Source organism: Aegicerativicinus sediminis (genome assembly GCF_015476115.1).
Lineage (GTDB): Bacteria > Bacteroidota > Bacteroidia > Flavobacteriales > Flavobacteriaceae > Aegicerativicinus > Aegicerativicinus sediminis.
Genome location: NZ_CP064295.1, coordinates 3032916 through 3046233, shown reverse-complemented (window position 1 = coordinate 3046233; position 13318 = coordinate 3032916). Strand labels below are relative to the sequence as shown.

Genomic DNA, 13318 nt, shown 5'->3' with positions numbered 1-13318 from the left:
TATTATAGGCTTTAATCACTCCATCGGCCAACTTCCCCAATTGGAACAATGCCCAGCTTCATCAGTGCCAGAAATTGTTCTTCTTCCAACTGAATAACCTGCGTTCATTAAAGCATGTGGAGCGAAGTGAAGACCTCCTCTACCGTCACTGAATGCAGTACCGAAATGTCCTTGACTTAAACCATGGCCTGCCTCATGTAGAACGATGGTTTGAAAATCGATAACAAAACTAGGGTCTAAGCCATCATTAGGTGCATCTTGATAATTGAAGTTATCATTAATATAAATTTCCTTTATAGCAACATCGTTCTTTCCATTTCGGTCAATATCAGCAGGCTCACCAGTATCGTCATCAACCCATATATAAGTAAAAGTTACCCCTATAGTACCATTACCAGCGCCTTCACCTAAAACAGCCTCAAAAAAATCAGGGGGTAAAATACCTGCAAAAAGAATGGTTCCGGGGATATACCCTTGATAACCGCCAAAACCTGCAAAGTATTGAACCAATCCAACATCGAAGCCCTCTGTTACCCCCAATAAAGGAATTTCAAGACCTTGAGAACAACTTACCGCATTCCATGTATCCATACTATTTGTAATACCCATAAATGTTTCATAAGGAGACATTCCGGATGATGTTCCTAGTTCAGAGTCATCAATCCAATAAGGAACCATTACACCTCCAACATTATTAGGATCATTGGGTGCAAAATCGGATCCTAATTGCTTATTCCCAACATTTTTGAAATAAACTGTTCTGCCTGAACTTTCAGCTCCATAGGTCTCAATTTTTTCAAGCATAAGCCCGAATTTGGAAAGTGAAGTGTTAAACTCGGACATAAACTCCTGAACGACATCACCCGATTTGCCTCTTTTTCTTAAGTCACTACTTTTTAAATCTTTACTTAGATTAATTTTAGTAATTGGCTGAACAAGTTTTTTCGCATCTAAAAGTTCCTGTTCATTCCCTTGAACAGTCTCCTGTTGGCACGCCATAAATAGAAATGGCATTACCAAAAAATACATTAGAATTCTTTTCATTTTTAAAATGATTTAGTTGGTTAATAAAAACTGAATCCATTAAGGACTAAGTAAGGGGGGAAGAACTTTTAAGATAGTGTTTATTCCCCATTAATTGGTTTAATCTCACCTAAAATTCGAATAAAAACGACGAATGACAGCACCTAATCTCCTTATAATTAGTTTTGTAAGTAAATGCTTATAAATAATTTTGGAAGCTTATTTTTGAATTAATAAAATTGAGATAAAGAACTTTTCATTTTGATTCAGCTAACAATCTTATTTTGGTATATGTATCTTTATTCAAATTCTTAAAGATGAAATCCTGGACATTAATATTCACCTTACTTTTTACAACCATAGCTATCCCTCAAAGTCCGGATACAGATGTTTATATGTTCGATTTTAATTATTCTAATGGAAAATTGGAATTAAGCAATTTCAAGAATATTTCAGATAATGAAGGATACGATAATCAACCGTACTTCTTGGATGACACATTTTTGCTTTTCTCATCTAACCGTGGGGGCCAAAATGATATTGCGAAATATTACATTCCTTATGGATCTAAAGTTTGGGTGAATTTCACACCAGGCAGTGAGTATTCACCTATTAAAATTCCTAATCAGAATGCAGTTTCTGCCATCAGATTAGAGCAAGACGGCACTCAGAAATTGTATAAATATTCACTTTCAACTACTGATTCTGAAATTCTTATTGACGATATCGTTATAGGCTATCAACTTTGGTATGATGAAAATACTTTGGTTTCAGCTGTATTAGAGGATAACGGTTTATCATTATACGTAACGGATTTAATCACAAAAAAACACAGACGCTTAGATACGAATATTGGAAGGTCTCTTCAAAAAATACCTAATAGTAATGAGGTTAGTTATATTTCTAAAAAGAATTCTAATAAACGGGAAATAAAGAGCATAAATATTGCTTCTGGAAGACAAAATACCATTACCACAACTTTAAAAGATTCAGAAGATTTCATTTGGTTAAATAGAAATACCCTCCTTATGGGAAAGGGTCCCAAATTATATACAATTTCAACAAGAAATAACAGTGACTGGAAAGAGATTAACGATCTTAAAAGATTTGGAATTGATAACATTAGCCGGTTAGCCATTAATGATAACATCAACAAATTGGTAGTTGTAGGAGAATCCAATGGTGCCATTGTTGCTAATCCGGAAGATGATAAAAATTCAACCCCTGAAATAGGTAACCAAGAAATTGAAAAGTCCGGCGTGGCAGCTATAATTGAACGTCATCTTAGAGGTTATGTAAACAAGGATATTAATGCCTTTATGGCGACATTTTCAGATGATGTGAAAATTTACGATTATCCAAACAAAATTACTTCTGACGGGGCAACGGCAGTCAAGGAAACCTATACTAATTTCTTTCGGAGAATAAAAAATTTAAATGCCGAAGTTCTTAAACGAATGGTCTTGGGCAATAAAATTGTCGACCATGAACGAGTAACCATAGACGGTAATGCCATTTATGCTATCGCCATTTATGAAGTAAATAATGGCAAAATAACTAGGGTTACCTATATTCAATAATTTATTAAACTAACCTATAGATTCCTTAATCTTTTCTTCTTGAGTAATTTTTGAGAGGTTTATTGCCGTTTCAATCAGTGCCAAATGGGAATATGCTTGTGGAAAATTACCGAGTAACCGTTTCGATTTAAAATCAATATCCTCACTGAAAAGCCCTACATGGTTGCTATACGATAATAATCTCTTAAACATTTTATTGGCCTTTTGCACTTCACCAATCAAAATCAGGCTATTGATATACCAAAAAGTACAAATTGTAAATGATGAAGAAGGTAAACCAAAGTCATCCTGGTTTTTATATCGATACAACAAACCATCATTGCTCAGCTCTCTCTCAATTGCATGAACAGTGCTCACGAATCTTTCTGATTTTGGATCAATAAATCCATATCGACCCATCAATAATACTGAGGCATCAAGTTCGTTGGAACCATAGGATTGGGTAAATGCCTGTGTTTCATCACTCCATGCATTATCTAATATATCCATTCGTATTTCCTCTTCAAGTAAAGACCATTTGGCAGTTTTAGATTTTTTACCTAGCAATTCTGCAACTTTTAGAGCCCTATCTACAGCTACCCAACATAAAACTTTTGAAAATGTAAAATGTCGGTCTTCGGTTCGAAATTCCCAAATTCCCTTGTCAGGTTCTTTCCAATGTTTGTTAACCACCCATACAATACCTTTGGTAATGCTCCACAATTCCTCGCCATTTTCAACATCTGTTTGAAATGTTACCAACTGGTGATGGATTACATCCATTAAAATTCCGTAAATATCATTCTGCTGTTGCTTATAGGCTGCATTACCAATTCGGACTGGCTTACTGTCTTGATAGCCTTTTAAGTGATCCAGAATCTCTTCCGTAAGCTTTTTTTCCTTATTGATGCCATACATTATTTGCAACTTTTCGTCCTTATCCGGAATAAGATCCACAATAAATTGCAAATAACGTTGAGCCATTCTTTTATGTCCCAATTGAGCCACAACGCTAACCACCATAGAGGCATCACGAATCCAACAGAAACGATAATCCCAATTTCGCACTTCCCCAATTGTTTCTGGCAATGATGTGGTCGCCGCTGCCAAAATGGCTCCGGTTTTATCATAACTCAACAATTTCAATGTCATAGCACTTCTAGCAATCTCATCATTATACCGTTGGTAATTAGGAGTGTTTTCCATCCAGTTCAGCCAATACACCTTAGTTCGCTCATATTCTAATATAATGGCATCTAAATCTGGTTTAAATAATTTCTCGTTATAACCCATTAGAAAAAAACCATCCTCGCGAAAAGGTATTTCGGAACTCGCCATTATGGCTTCTTTATTAAAATTGGAATAAAGAAAAACGGTATCGAATTTTTCCTTATCGGTTAAACTGACAATGAAATCATGTTTAATATAGGTTACCGTATCCGTTTTGGCGTATTCCAGTTTTGGATTATAGACCACTTTGAATGATGGAAAACCAGAAATGTACTTTACAAATCTTATAATTTCTGGTGGAGAATGGTATTTATTATTGGATTTGTGATAGCGAGGCATAAAATCCCGAACCTCGAAAACGTCCATACCATTAGAAAATCTCGTAATCAGTATGCAGGTGTTCCGCAAATAATATTGTTCTATTTCATAACTGTCATCTACTATAAAAGAAAAACGACCGCCAATATTATCGTCTAAAAGGTGGGCGAAAACAGAAGAAGAATCAAATTCTGGCAAACAACACCAATCAATAGAGCCCTGTTTGGAAACCAAGGCTGCACTCCTACAGTTTCCAATTATTCCATAATCTAAATTATTCATTAAAATTCAGCTTTGAATTGGTTAGTCCCTTATTAATTCAGTAAATTAACAAAAATCTTGTTATAAGATAATTCGTAAAAGATTATAAATTCATGAGTAAAACCATAATAGTCTCAAACAGACTACCCTTACAAATAAAAATTGAGGATCAAACTATAAAAACCATACCTAGTGTTGGAGGATTAGCAACAGGAATGAAATCTGTTCATGCTGAAGGAAATGGAATATGGATTGGTTGGTCTGGGCTTACCGAGGAGGAAATTGATGAGGAAACTTCCATAAAAGTTAAAAATGCTGTACAAAAGGAAAAATGTGTCGCAGTTTCGTTAACCCAAGAAGATGTAGAAGATTATTATTTTGGTTTCAGTAATCGTACTCTTTGGCCACTTTTCCACTATTTTACAGATTACACAGAATTTGAATTACAATATTGGGAAGCCTACAAACGAGTGAATCAAAAATTTGCAGATGAAGTCATTAATCATATTGAAGAAGGTGATTCTGTTTGGGTGCACGATTATCAATTGTTGCTTCTGCCCAAATTAATCAGAGATAAAAAACCGCATGTAACTATTGGTTTTTTCCTTCATATCCCTTTTCCCTCTTACGAAATATTTAGAACTTTTCCTTGGAGAGAAGAAATCTTGGAAGGAATGTTAGGTTCTAACCTATTAGGTTTTCACACCTATGATTACGAAAGACATTTTTTAAGTTCCGTTAAACGGATTTTAAGGCTGGATGTAAAATTCAATGAAATAATATATCATGATCGTATTGTGAAAGTAGATTCTTTTCCAATGGGAATCGATTATGACAAATTTCATAATGCTGCATCGAAAAATGAGAAACAACAAGACAAGAACAGAACAGAACTTCAAAAACGTTTAGATGACCATTTTCAATCAGACTCCGATGCTAAGTTAATTCTATCTATCGATAGACTAGATTACACAAAGGGAATTCCAAACAGAATAAGGGCCTTCGAGTATTTCTTAAATAAATATCCAGAATTTCGTGAAAAAGTGCGATTAATCATGTTGGCGGTACCTTCTCGATCTAATGTTCCTCAGTACCAAAAACTTAAACGGGATACAGACGAATTGGTTGGTCGCATCAATGGCCAGTTTGCAACCGTAAGCTGGACTCCCATTTGGTATTTTTACAGATCTATGCCTTTTGAGAATCTTATAGATTTATATACCTCGGCCCACATAGGATTAATTACACCTGTCAGGGATGGGATGAATTTGGTGGCGAAGGAATTTGTTGCAACTAGAACTGAACAAGATGGGGTACTTATCTTAAGTGAAATGGCAGGAGCTTCCAAAGAAATGAATGAAGCCTTACTAATAAACCCAAATAATTTTGAACAAATTGCTGACACCATTAAGCAGGCCCTGGAAATGCCAATGGATGAGCAACAAAAACGCATGAAACTTCTGCAAAAAAGAATTCAAAGGTATACTGTAGAAAAATGGGCAGAGGAATTTTTGAAATCGATGGAGGCCACAAAGAACAATGATGATATCATAATGGCCACAAGGTTGAAAAAGGACCAAGAGGATAAATTATTGGAGGAATACCAAAAAGCTGCATCGCGATTAATGCTATTAGATTATGATGGTACCCTTGTGGGTTTTAAAGATGACCCAAAAGATGCAAGTCCAGATGCAGAATTATATGATTTATTGGATTCCCTTTCCTCCCATCATAATACGGATCTGGTGATCATAAGTGGTAGAGACCGCGAGACTTTTGAAAATTGGTATCATAATAAACCCTACACCTTAATTACGGACCATGGCGTTTGGATTAAACATAAAGATAAAGATTGGACAGCCTTAGAGCGACTGAAGAATGATTGGATGGAAAATATTCAACCTGTGTTACAAACATTTGTTGATAGAACACCAGGCACTTTTATCGAAAAGAAACGTTATTCTTTAGCTTGGCACTACAGGAAGGCAGACCCAGAATTGTCTCAAATTAGGGTCCTAGAACTTACTACTGTGCTGACGAGTTTAATATCCAATAACGATCTGTCCGTTTTAGAAGGTAATAAAGTAATAGAAATAAAAAGCACCAATGTTAATAAGGGTAGAGCCGCTTCTCGTCTATTAGGTGAAAAAGAATATGACTTTATGCTGGCTATTGGTGATGATTGGACGGATGAATATATGTTTGAAGAAATGCCTGATGAAGCAGCTACCATCAAGGTTGGGATAAAGAAAACTGCTGCGAAATACTATGTTAAAGATTCTAAAGAAGTAAGAGAACTCCTTTCAAAATTCAATTAATACATGAAACACTTTTATGCTCTTGGGCTGACAGTTTTTTTAACTATCAGCTTCCACTCCTACGGTCAACAGGATGTAAAAATCTACCAGATTATTGAAGCCATATCAGCTGACCGAATTAAAAAAGATATAAAAACTTTAGTCGATTTTGGTACTCGCCATACTCTAAGCGATACTATTTCCCAAAGCCGAGGCATTGGCGCAGCTCGCAGATGGATTAAGAGTGAATTTGAATCTATATCTACGAATTGTAATGGCTGTTTAGAAGTTTTTTATCAGAAGAATTTTATTCCTAAGGGTGATAACCAACGAATTGTAAAAGATGTTTGGATTAATAATGTCGTTGCAATTCAAAGAGGAACAAAATTTCCAAATAGGTTTATAATTATGAGCGGGGATATAGATTCCCGTGTTTCAGATCCTACCAATTTTACTTCAGATTCCCCAGGAGCAAATGATAATGCTTCGGGTATGGCGGGCACCATTGAAGCAGCAAGGGTACTTTCAAAATATAAGTTTGAAAATAGCATCATTTATGTTGGGTTAGCAGGGGAAGAACAAGGACTCTATGGGGGAAAAGGATTGGCAGAATACGCATTGGAACAGAATTGGGATGTCATTGGAATTCTTAATAATGACATGATAGGGAATATAAAAGGTGTTGATGGCGTAATTGATAATCGCTCTTTTAGAATATTTTCAGAACCGACACCTCCCACAGAATCTGAAGAACGCCGAAGAGCACGAAGATTTTATGGCGGTGAAGTAGATGGAATCTCTAGACAATTGGCAAGGTACGTTTTTAAAACAACCAAATCTTATATGCCAGAAATGAATCCCATGATGGTTTATCGTTTAGACCGTTTTGCGAGAGGCGGTCATCATCGACCTTTTAATGATGTTGGTTTTGCCGGGATTCGCATAATGGAAACTCATGAAAATTATACTCAACAGCATCAAGATATTCGCACGGAGAACGGCATTAACTATGGAGATACTTTCGAACATGTAAATTTCGATTATGCAAAAAAGCTAACCGCCGTAAATGCCATTAATTTGGCGAGTATTGCCTCTGCCCCACCAGCACCTAAAGAGGTGAAAATTGGAGGCATGGTAGAACCAAATGTTCGATTAGCATGGAACAAAGTTGATAATGCAAATGGATATATTATTTATTGGAGAGATACAACCTCACCTACTTGGGACTATAGTCGCTATGTTGGTGATGTAGATCAATTTATCCTAGAAGGCATTGTCATAGATAATTACTTCTTTGGAGTTGCTGCTGTCGGAAATAATGGCTTTGAAAGCATAGTTAGTTTTCCTGAAGGAATTATTAGGAACTAGACTCCTGCCTAAATAATATGCATTTAATCATAATTTAATCCTAGAGTAATTTCTAAATTCGAAATTAGATCCCCATAAAAGCCTACTCATAATTGCGATTTCAATTACAAATTTGGATTTAAATTAGTAATTTACATTAACTAAAAACTATAAGCCTTTTAATATGAAGGTTCTATTTTACACAAAAGAATATCCTCCGCATGTTTATGGTGGCGCAGGAGTGCATGTTGAATATTTGGCCGCTGAATTAGCCAAACTTGTGGAAGTGGAGGTCCGAAGTTTTGGTGATCAAGATATTAAGGAAGAGCATTTAAGAGTTTTAGGCTTTAAAAATGAGACCTTAACGTTGGAACATACTCGTTCAGAAATAGCACCAATTTTCAAAACCTTATTGACCTGTATTCAAATGAATGGAGGAATTGTTGATGCTGATGTGGTTCATTGCCATACTTGGTATGCACAATTTGCAGGAATTTTATCTAAATTGTGTTATGGCACTCCATTAGTTGTTACAACACATTCATTAGAACCTTTAAGACCATGGAAAGCCGAACAATTAGGACGTGGATATCAGGCTTCTTCTTGGATAGAAAAAACAGCTATTGAGATGGCAGATGCAGTTATAGCTGTTTCAAAAGAAACTAAAGAAGATGTTTTAAAGCATTTTGATGTTGATGAAAACAAAATTGAGGTTATTTACAATGGTATAAATCTTGAACAATACCAAACCACTTCAGAAACCTCGGCCTTAGATAAATATGGAATTGACAAAACCAAACCTTATGTGCTTTTTGTTGGACGTATTACCAGGCAAAAAGGAATTATTCATTTGGTAAATGCAATAAACTATATAAACCCAGATGTGCAAGTAGTACTTTGTGCCGGAGCACCAGATACCGAAGCTATCGCTAGGGAAATGAAAGAGAAAGTAGATTCGGTTACAGAGAACAGGAAAAATGTTATTTGGATTGCAGACATGCTTCCAAAATCAGAAGTAATCCAACTCTATTCACATGCAGATGTATTTTGTTGCCCATCCATATATGAACCGTTTGGCATTATTAATATTGAGGCCATGGCTTGTAGTACTGCCGTTGTAGCAAGTAGTGTTGGTGGTATTAAGGAAGTGGTAGTAGATGGAGAAACAGGAATTTTGGTGGCATTAGAACAAGAAACAATTGCACCATTTGAAGCCGCAAATCCGGAACAATTTGCTCAAGACTTGGCAGCCGCAATTAATTCTTTGATGGATGACCCTGTGTTACGGGCAAAAATGGCTGTTAATGGCAGAAAACGTGTAGAAGATTATTTTGATTGGTCTGCAATCGCTAAACAAACTGAAGAACTTTATAAATCTCTTTTAAAATGATTAATAACGACGTACTAGCTATAATTTTAGGAGGTGGCCAAGGCTCACGATTATATCCACTTACAGAGAAACGCTCTAAGCCGGCCGTACCGATTGCTGGTAAATATAGGTTGGTGGATATCCCAATTTCTAATTGTATCAATTCAGACATTAAAAGAATGTTTGTACTGACTCAATTTAATTCGGCCTCATTAAATAGGCATATTAAAAACACTTACCATTTTAGTTTTTTCAGTTCAGCATTCGTCGATGTTTTAGCCGCAGAACAAACCATGACAAGTACAGAGTGGTTTCAAGGCACCGCCGATGCAGTTAGACAAAGTATGCATCACTTTTTAAATCATCAATTTAAATATGCCCTTATACTTTCTGGCGACCAATTGTACCAGATGGACTACAATGATCTCATTGCCAGACACGCTGAAAGTGGTTCTGATATTACAATTGCAACTTTACCAGTTAACGCAAAAGATGGAACCTCTTTTGGTATTTTAAAAACAAATAGCGATAGTTTAATTACCAGCTTTACCGAAAAACCAAATTCAGAGGAAATATTAAAGTGGGGTTCAGAGGTAAGTGATGAAATGAAAAGTCAAGGTAGAAATTACCTTGCCTCTATGGGAATTTATGTCTTTAATAGGGATTTGCTGATTGAATTGATGAATGATCCGAAGACCATGGATTTTGGTAAGGAAATTATTCCTCAAAGCATTGGTAAAAGAAAAATATTAAGTTATCCCTTTGAAGGGTATTGGACAGACATAGGGAATATAGACTCATTTTTTGAAGCCAATATCGGACTAACAGACAATATTCCACAATTCAACCTATACGATCTTTCCCAACGAGTATATACAAATGCGCGTATATTACCTACTTCTAAAATTCTTGTCGCTCAAATGGAACATGCTGTAATTGCTGAAGGATGCATAATTAGCGCAGCAAAAATCGAGCGATCCGTCATTGGTATCCGATCACGTATTGGGCAAGACAGTGTTATTATAAACACCTATATGATGGGTTCAGATTATTATGAATCTTTAGACGAAATTGAGAATGATCACATTGACATATTGATGGGTATTGGTGAGCGCTGCTTTATTAAAAATGCCATCGTTGAGAAAAACTGCAGAATAGGAGATGACGTCCATATAGATGGAAGTGTTTATACTGAAGATAAAGAAACCGATCTCTATGTTGTTAAAAGCGGAATTGTTGTGTTGAAAAAAGGCGTAACCATTCCTAAAGGTTACAAAATCTAATCATTAGAGTTTATTTATAAAGTTTCCATAAGGATCTTGAAACTGTATACCGTCATAAAACCGGTGTTTAGTTAATTTTTTATGTTCGGCTAAGGCCCACAGAACAAATTCCATACAGAAATAAAGCGCATCTCCTTCGAGATTAGGTTGATATTCTTTCACAAGACTTTTCAATGGCTCAACGCTATCTAATTGTCTTTTATATTCAACATCGTCAATATCATCCAATAGTTCAAACCCATCGCTATTATTAAAAAACCATGACACAATAGCATCATAAGGAGTTTCTTCATTCTGTTTTTCTAGTTTTTGAATTGATGGAAACATCGTTGGGAACAGTGATTTAACGGCATCTCCAATTAGATTATAAGCAACTGTGAAAGCTCCTTCCTGTTCACCTTCGTAAACAAGTTCAACCTTTCCGGTAATGCTTGGAATAATTCCGGTAAAATCTCCCATCCTAATGGATGTGGTTGCATCTTCATTTTTTAAAGCTCTTCGCTCAGCCGTACTAATTAAATTTTCGAAAGCGGTTATGCTTAACCTGGCGCTTACCCCACTTTTACTGTCAATTAAGTCACTCTCTCGTGCCTCAAACGAGATCTGCTCCAACAGTTCCCTTGCCAATTCTGGCACACTGATCATTTCGGATTGATTGCCATCTAATTTTGCTTCTTGTACTGTTATCGCTTTTGCAATTTCAATTGAATCTGGATAATGGGTTAAAATCTGAGAACCAATACGGTCCTTCAATGGTGTTACGATACTTCCTCGATTGGTATAATCCTCGGGATTTGCTGTAAAGACAAATTGCATGTCTAATGGGAGCCTCAGTTTAAACCCGCGTATTTGTATATCACCTTCTTGAAGGATATTGAATAAAGCCACCTGAATTCGAGCTTGTAGATCCGGTAATTCATTAATTACAAATATGCAGCGGTTGGCACGAGGTATCATACCATAATGGATTACCCTGTCATCCGCATAACTCAATTTTAAATTGGCAGCTTTTATAGGATCGATATCCCCTATAATATCTGCAACCGTAACATCTGGAGTAGCCAATTTTTCAGCAAAACGTTCTGATCGGTGCATCCAACTTATTGGAGTTTCATCTCCCTTCTCCTTAATCAATTCTTTGGCATACCGACTAATTGGGTTAAATGGATCATCATTAATTTCTGAACCCTCAACAACTGGTATATATTCATCAAGCAATTCAACCATCATTCGAGCAAGGCGTGTTTTCGCCTGCCCCCTAAGCCCAAGTAAATTAACATTATGTCTCGATAAAATCGCTCGTTCCAATTCCGGTATTACGGTGTTTTCATACCCGTGAATTCCACTAAAGGTCGATTCTCCCTTCCGTAATTTTTCTATAAGATTTTGCCGAAGTTCATTTTTAATGGTTCGACTTTTATAACCTGTTTTCTTTAATTCACCTAAAGTTTTTATCTGTTCGATATTCATAATTATATCGTTAACCTTTTAATCGTTTAATTCTGTTTCGTTCGTAATCTTCAAAAATCATTTCACCTAGTCCTTTCAATCCAGTAAACAAAGCCTTGCCCTGATTGGCGTAGGTAAATTCCCTAACAAACTCCATAAGGTAAGAATCTTCCGCAATCATAAAAGTGGTAATCGGTATATGTAGTCTCCTTGCTTGGCTTGCCATACTGTAACATTTATTCACTATAAAAGAATCTAGGCCGACACTATTCTTATAATATCTGCCATCTTTTAATCTAACGCAACTTGGCTTACCGTCAGTAATCATAAAGATTTGCTTGTTGGTATTGCGCTTGCGTCTGAGAATATCCATAGCCAATTGCAGACCGGCGACTGTATTTGTATGGTAAGGCCCAACATTTAAATACATCAAATCTTTCAGTTGAATTGGCCACGCATCGTTACCAAATACAATTATATCAAGAGTGTCCTTAGGATATCGGGTGGTAATTAATTCAGCCAATGCCATGGCAACCTTTTTGGCAGGTGTAATTCTATCTTCACCGTATAAAATCATACTATGACTAATATCTATCATTAGCACAGTACTCATTTGAGATTTGTGATGAGTTTCCTCAACCACTAAATCATCTTCGGTAATATTAAAATCTCCTAAACCATGATTCATCTGAGCATTCCGTAAACTTTCGGTCATTGACACTTTATCTATTGAATCACCAAACTGATAGGTTCTGAAATCACCAGTATGCTCATCTCCTACTCCTGCTTTTTTACTTCTGTGATTACCTGCTCCACTTTTACGTAATTTCCCAAATATTTGGTCTAAGGCATGTTTGCGTATGGCACGTTCAGTTTTAGAAGTAATCTCTAATTTTCCACCCTGACCATCTGGCCGAATTTCTTCTCGAATGTATCCCTTCTCCTTTAATTCTTCCAGAAAATCATCAATCGTATAATCTTCATTGGTAAGCTTGTATTCCTCATCTAACTGTTTTAACCATTCGATGGCCTCATCCAATTCGCCTGATGTATGGGTCAACAGTTCCTTAAATATTTCCAGAAGTTTTTCAAAAAGAGGTTGTTCCGATTCGGTATAAGACTCGAACCTGAAACCTCTTTTGTTTTGGGTACGTTTCATAGCTAGATAAAAATAGTATAATT

General features: G+C 36.1%; 9 protein-coding genes. 5 read left to right on the top strand and 4 right to left on the bottom strand.

Going from position 1 to position 13318, the window contains the following annotated elements; all coding sequences use genetic code 11:
* Nucleotides 1-15: 15 nt before the first annotated feature.
* On the bottom strand, nt 16-1044 hold the full coding sequence (locus ISU00_RS13130; RefSeq protein ID WP_228851126.1) for a hypothetical protein: 1029 nt from the start codon (nt 1042-1044) through the stop codon (nt 16-18).
* Nucleotides 1045-1340: 296 nt separating this feature from the next.
* Here ISU00_RS13130 and ISU00_RS13125 point away from each other — a divergent pair, with 296 nt between their 5' ends.
* Nucleotides 1341-2603: a nuclear transport factor 2 family protein gene (locus tag ISU00_RS13125; RefSeq protein WP_228851125.1), complete on the top strand. Its 1263-nt coding sequence runs from the start codon at nt 1341-1343 to the stop codon at nt 2601-2603.
* A 9-nt stretch (nt 2604-2612) separates the two neighbouring features.
* On the opposite strand, the gene ISU00_RS13120 is transcribed toward ISU00_RS13125, so the two are convergent.
* Nucleotides 2613-4412: a glycoside hydrolase family 15 protein gene (locus ISU00_RS13120; RefSeq protein WP_228851124.1), complete on the bottom strand. Its 1800-nt coding sequence runs from the start codon at nt 4410-4412 to the stop codon at nt 2613-2615.
* A 92-nt stretch (nt 4413-4504) separates the two neighbouring features.
* On the opposite strand from ISU00_RS13120, the gene ISU00_RS13115 reads away from it, so the two are divergent.
* The 4 genes from ISU00_RS13115 to ISU00_RS13100 all read left to right on the top strand — a co-directional run bounded on the left by ISU00_RS13115 (nt 4505) and on the right by ISU00_RS13100 (nt 10687).
* Nucleotides 4505-6709, top strand: a complete 2205-nt coding sequence (locus tag ISU00_RS13115) for a bifunctional alpha,alpha-trehalose-phosphate synthase (UDP-forming)/trehalose-phosphatase (protein WP_228851123.1) — start codon at nt 4505-4507, stop codon at nt 6707-6709.
* A 3-nt stretch (nt 6710-6712) separates the two neighbouring features.
* Nucleotides 6713-8056: a M28 family peptidase gene (locus tag ISU00_RS13110; RefSeq protein ID WP_228851122.1), complete on the top strand. Its 1344-nt coding sequence runs from the start codon at nt 6713-6715 to the stop codon at nt 8054-8056.
* A 163-nt stretch (nt 8057-8219) separates the two neighbouring features.
* Nucleotides 8220-9425 (top strand): glycogen synthase, encoded by a 1206-nt coding sequence (glgA, locus tag ISU00_RS13105; protein WP_228851121.1) that lies wholly within the window; start codon nt 8220-8222, stop codon nt 9423-9425.
* The gene (locus ISU00_RS13100) at nt 9422-10687 is read left to right on the top strand and encodes a glucose-1-phosphate adenylyltransferase (protein WP_228851120.1); all 1266 of its coding nucleotides are present in this window, start codon (nt 9422-9424) and stop codon (nt 10685-10687) included. Before glgA ends, ISU00_RS13100 begins: the two co-directional genes overlap by 4 nt.
* 3 nt (nt 10688-10690) lie before the next feature.
* Here the strand turns inward: ISU00_RS13100 and ISU00_RS13095 are convergent, their stop codons facing one another.
* Complete coding sequence (locus tag ISU00_RS13095) at nt 10691-12157, bottom strand: magnesium chelatase (RefSeq protein WP_228851119.1); 1467 nt, start codon at nt 12155-12157, stop codon at nt 10691-10693.
* Nucleotides 12158-12167: 10 nt separating this feature from the next.
* Nucleotides 12168-13295, bottom strand: coding sequence for a vWA domain-containing protein (locus ISU00_RS13090; protein ID WP_228851118.1), 1128 nt, complete (start codon nt 13293-13295; stop codon nt 12168-12170).
* Nucleotides 13296-13318 lie beyond the last annotated feature (23 nt).